Genomic DNA, 4,020 nt, shown 5'->3' with positions numbered 1-4,020 from the left:
CGGCCCAGGGTGGGGTCGTATTCGCGCGCCCCGAGGTGGGTGAGCCCGATGGCGTTGTCGTTTGTGCCGCCGACGAAGCCCTTGTCGCCGATCCAGGCCCCGGTTTGGGTGCGGTCTTCGCCGTAGGGGCTGGTGCGGCGCAGTGTGACGGCGCTGGTGGTGGCGCCGATCTGGACTTCGCCGGTGCCGTGGTGGTCGCCGAAGAGGTAGTTGACGGCGGCGGTGCCGGCTCCGGTGCGGACGGCGACTGTGCGGCCGTGGAATTTGTAGTACCGCTGCCCGGTGACGGCACTGGTGGCGGTGTCGTGGGTGAGTTCGACCGACCCCAGGGTGAGGGTGGTATTCCCACCGGCCTTGCGCAGGAGGCGCTGCCCGTCGGCGTCGTACACGTTCTCCTGGAGGACGGTGGCGCCGACGGCGACCTTGGTGAGGTGGCCTTCGTCGTCCCAGGTGAGGGTCTGCTGCCCGGTGGTGCCCGGTCGGCTGGTGGTGTTCCCCGCCGCGTCCGCCGCGTACGTCTGGTTGACGGTGTTGGCGCCGGTCGTGACGGTTGCCGCGGACGTGAAGTGTGGCTGGGTCGCGCCGTAGGTCTGGGTGGTGGTGCGGTCGGGCTGCCCGGGCCGGCGGTGGGCTTCGGAGAGCCGGTTGCCGTTGACGTCGACGGTCCATGTGGCCCGGTACGGGGCGGGGCCGCCGAGGATCGCTGACGCGGGGTCGGTGACGCAGTTGTTGTCACCGGGGGTCCAAGCGTCGGTGAGGACCCTGGCCCGGTCGTAGCGGAAGCATTGCGTGTCGACGGCACCGGTGGAAGTGGTGCCGGCGGTTTTGGTGACGTTTCCGGCGGGGTCGTAGCTGTACGTGGTGTTCAGGTCGGCGCTGGTGACGTTCTCCCGGTCAACCCGGGCGGTGGCAAGGCGGCGGGTGCCCTGCTCGTAGGTGAAGGTGTGCCACATTTCCTTGCCGAGGGTGTTGCCCATGGCGTACTGCAGTGGTTCACCGAAGGGGGACCAGACCATGTCCCCGACGTAGGAGCCGATGCCACCCATGGCGTTCTGCCGGCCGAGAGTGTCGTACAGGTAGGTCACGGTTTCGTTGGGCAGTCCGGGGATCCCGGTGGTGTTGACGGACTTGGGTGAGCCGTCGGTGAAGTAGGTGTTGGTCGTGGTGATCGTGGCCTTGAGGCCTGCCGGGATGACACCCGGAATCTCGGGGACGCTGGTGCTCGAGGTCAGGGGTCGCCCGGCCGAATCGAGGCCCGTGACCGACTGGGTCAGGGCACCGGCACCAACGTGGCGGGTGGTGGTGGCCAGGGTGCCGCGGGCGGCGGTGCCGTTGGGGAGGATGTCGTAGGTGTACGAGCTCAGGGGGGCCCCGGCCGTGTTGGTGGTTTTGGTGGGCCGGTCGAGCTGGTCGTAGCTGGTGGTGATCTTCTTCCCGCGGGCGTCGGTGGTGCTGGTGAGGTTCCCGACGGCGTCGTAGGTCAGGGTCGAGTCGCCCTTGTCGGGGTCGGAGGTGGCGATGAGCTCGCCTTGGAGGTTGTGGGTCTTGGACCAGACCTTGCCCTTGGTGTCGGTGGTGGTGGCCAGGTTGTCCCAGTCGTCGTACGTGTAGGTCGTGGTGGTCTTCGGGGTTCCGGTGGCCGTGGCCGCGTCGAACGTCTGCCGCTCCACCAACCGGCCGTGCGCATCGGTGATGGTCTGTTCTGGGGTACCACCGGCGGGTGGGTCGACCGTGACCCGGTCGCCGTGGTGGTTTTGGGTGGTGCGCCACAGTTCGGTGCCGAGGCGTTTGGTGATGGTCGCGGTCTCCCGGGAAGCGCCGTCGTAGGAGTGCGCGATGGTGCGCTCGGGTGCCGAGGCTGCGACGGTGACCAGGGTGGTGTTCGGGTTGGTGGTGTTGTCGTAGATCCCGGACCGTTCCTCGGCGACCAGGCCGCGGGAGTCGTACAGGGTTTCGGTGACGACCCGGCCGGTGCCCTCGACGGGGGTTTGGGTGCCGCGGGGTCGCAGGAGCCCGTCGAAGAACGTGACGGACTTGACGTAGCCGCCGGTCTTGATGAGGGTCTCGGTGGTGACGGCGTTCGGTCCGGTCGCCCTGATCGTGTACGCGTACTTGGCGGTGGGGGTGTCGGTGCCCTTGACCCGCCCGGGCGCCCACACGTTGATGGCGCGGCCGAGGGCGTCGTACTCGGTGGCGGTGACCCGCCCGGCGGCGTCGGTCGAGGCGGTGGTGACACCGCGGCGTTGGTCGATCGTCTCGGTGGTGACGTGCGCGACCAGGGGCCCGGTGCCGTCGGGGTCCGGGGAGGTGGTCGTGACAGTGGTGGGTGCGACACCGGTGGACGGGGAGAAGGCGGTGGTGGTGGTGCGGCCGAGGGCGTCGGTGCTGCTGGTCTCACGGCCGTGGCTGTCCACGGCCATGGTCTGTTGGGTGGTGACGGCGCGTCCGGTGGGGGTGTCGACGAGCTCGTCGACACGGGTGGGGTTGCCACGGGTGGGTGCCGCACCAAGCGTGGTCGACGCGTCATAGAACGTGCGCGTCAGCGAAAGAGCATTGGCGGTGGTGGGGGTGACGCTGCACAGGCCCTTGGTGGTCTGCACTTCGGCTTCGGCGTCGAGGATCCACGAGGTGGTGTTGCGGGCGTAGCTGGTGCGGGTACATTCCTCGTCACCGGTGACCGCGACGTCACCCTCGTCCTGGACCTCCTCGGGCTGACCGTAGGGATCGAACTTGGTCGTGGTTTCCTTCGTTTCCCGGGTGCCGGCCGTGACGGTGGTGCGCTCCCGCGTCCCCGCCACCCCGGACATTTGCGCGGACCTGCGCCCATCGGTCGCCGTCGTCGCGGTGGGAAGCCACGGGTCGGTGAGGGTGGTGCCGAGCAGGGCGCCGCCGGGACCGTTGAAGGCGCGGAACTCACGGGTCATGCCTTCGGTGCGCCAGTCATCGACGACGCTGCCACCCAGGGAGTCGGTGACCGTGACGGACTTGGAGCCGCCGGCGGTGTTGAGGCGGTCGCCGTTCATCCCGCGGAAGTACGTCGAGATGGTCTGGGACTGGGTTGACCCGGAGGCGCCGCTGGTGGTGGTGACCTGGCCGTAGCCGCGCCACTCACCCCAGGTGCGGTACTTCTCCTGCGTGAACGGGTTCTCGTCGTAGTGCCACGCCGGGGTGCCGCCGTAGGTGTACGTGGTGGTCAGCGGGTGCACGGAGGCGCCGGATCTGTCGGTTTCGGTGACCGAGTCGATGCGGTACTTGTGGAACCAATGCCGCTCCGGTGCCGTCCCGCCCGGTGGGGTGAAGTAGACGGGGAAGCAGCGTCGCGCATTGGTCTCGGGTACGGGCACCGAGGTGGGGGAGCAGTCTTTCGCGGAGTACGTCCAGGCGAGGGTGGACCCGGATTCGGAGTTGATCGCGTACACCCGCCACTTCCGGAACGGGGCCGCGCCATCGATGCCGTCGACCCGGTTGTCCATGACCTGGCCGAAGAACTCGACCTTCGGCAGCGTGATCGCGGTCCCGGTCAGCCCCTGACGTTGGATGCCGGTCAGGAACAAGGATGGGGAGGTGCCGTCACCCGGGTCGGGGTAGGAGTGCGTCAGGGTCCACCGGTCGACCAGGTCGTACCCGGTCCCAGCGGAGTTGCGCAGACCGGTCGTGACGGATGCGAGGCGTTTGCGGGTGAAGAACGTCGGCGACGTCTGCGTCGTCGTCGAGCAGGTCGCGGCACAGATCTGGTCGAACGGGACGTCCGGCCAGTGGTAGGCGTTCGCGGTCGTCATCGTGGCCGCCGCACAGTTGGCCAGGGCCGCGTCGTTGAAGCACCGCTCGGCCGTGTTGAACGCGACCTGCATCGGTGCCTTCGCCAAGTGCTCGGACCCGTTGCGTTGCCCGTAGTCGATCCGGGCCAGGGTGCCGCCGCGCACATAGCTGACACTGGTCGACTTGTTCGCGGCGTACCGGTTCGTCTCGGGCGCGTAGTAGTAGGTGGCCGTGTCACCGTCGGGGGTGAGCACATGGTCG

Annotated in this window: 1 protein-coding gene; it reads right to left on the bottom strand. The window is 68.7% G+C overall.

The window, feature by feature from the left end; translation table 11 throughout:
- Positions 1–4,020 (bottom strand): RHS repeat domain-containing protein (locus N802_RS18985; RefSeq protein WP_035919590.1); only part of this gene is annotated, 4,020 nt, incomplete at both ends.

Origin of the sequence: Knoellia sinensis KCTC 19936 (assembly GCF_000768705.1) — a bacterium.
GTDB lineage: Bacteria > Actinomycetota > Actinomycetes > Actinomycetales > Dermatophilaceae > Knoellia > Knoellia sinensis.
Note: the sequence above shows the minus strand (reverse complement) of the source record. Positions and strands in the feature narration are given on the sequence as shown.